2 protein-coding genes are annotated in these 1,079 nt (G+C 46.2%); both read right to left on the bottom strand.

The genetic code is table 11. The features are described 5' to 3' along the window. Positions 1–7 precede the first annotated feature (7 nt). Positions 8–532, bottom strand: coding sequence for an IS630 family transposase (locus Xedl_RS19730; protein WP_074025426.1), 525 nt, complete (start codon positions 530–532; stop codon positions 8–10). Between the two features lie 37 nt (positions 533–569). Next, positions 570–1,010 carry a helix-turn-helix domain-containing protein gene (locus Xedl_RS19725; RefSeq protein ID WP_074025423.1) on the bottom strand — a complete coding sequence of 147 codons (441 nt, stop codon included), beginning with the start codon at positions 1,008–1,010 and terminating at the stop codon, positions 570–572. Positions 1,011–1,079: the final 69 nt, after the last annotated feature.

The raw sequence follows: 1,079 nt of genomic DNA, 5'->3' as shown, positions 1-1,079 counted from the left end.
TAAGTCCTCAAGAGAAATTAATTGCAAATTGGTCACCATAACCAGCTAATAATGTATTGATCTCATATTCCATGGTTTCCTGAGTCCAGGTGATAAAACGTCGCCAGTGGTATTTCGCCTCCCTCCAGACGATTTCAATCAGATTCAGTTCTGGGCTGTAGGCGGGAAGGTAAAGTAAAAACAGGTTGTGCTCTCGTAACCAGCGATTTTTAATTTTTTCATCGATCCCATGATGGATAGGCGCATTATCTAACACGACAACTGTCAGGCGATGATCTCCTTGTTGGGCAACCTGCGCTAAAAAATCAATGACATTACTCCGCGTGACACTGCTTGATATTATCTGATAAAACAGCGTGTTATCAGTGTAATTTAGCGCACCTAGCACTGACCGTCTGACAGAGCTTTGAGGCTCTGCTTCATGGGGCTTACCTCGTGGACTCCATCCATATTGTACCGGTGGGGAGGCAGAAAAACCCGCCTCATCAAAATAGACTAGACGGTAATGACCTGACCGTGCGCCCGCCTTCATTTTATTCAACAAGGCGGCTTTTTCAGCAAATTCCGCTTCATTGCGTTTTTTTTAAAGACAAGCGAGCTCGCTTATAGGTTAATCCTTGTCTTTTCAGGGTATTAGCCAGCGTCTCCAGTGTACAGGGCAAAGGGCCATGCTTATCCTCAACTTTCTGTGCGATTCGGGCTAGCGTCAGAGATTCTGCGCGAGCGGATTCGACCGCGGTGGCAATCATCTCAGGTGTCATGGCGGGATATCGACCACCGACATGGCCCCCTAATAATCCCGCTATCCCTGAATCATGCCAGGCGTGAACCCAGTCATAGATAACTCTGAGACTACATCCTATCTCCTCGGCGATCTGACGGGGTTTGATGCCTCTGGCAAGCATGAGTAACCCCGTTCCTCGCGTACGGATGTCCCGATGTATGTGGTTCAAAGCAAGTTGTTGTAATGTAATACGTTCTGGTTCAGACAGTGTGATATTCGATTTCATAAGAACAGGCAATAAGTCATCTGATTACCGATTATAACACCAATGCAGATAGTTTATCTGATCAACTTA

Source organism: Xenorhabdus eapokensis, from assembly GCF_001908105.1.
This window is presented reverse-complemented; position numbering and strand designations above follow the sequence as displayed.

Bases quoted from the DNA above. Each gene is read 5' to 3' on its own strand.
- Xedl_RS19730 (WP_074025426.1), bottom strand. From the start codon at position 532: ATGAAGGCGGGCGCACGGTCAGGTCATTACCGTCTAGTCTATTTTGAT.
- Xedl_RS19725 (WP_074025423.1), bottom strand. From the start codon at position 1,010: ATGAAATCGAATATCACACTGTCTGAACCAGAACGTATTACATTACAA.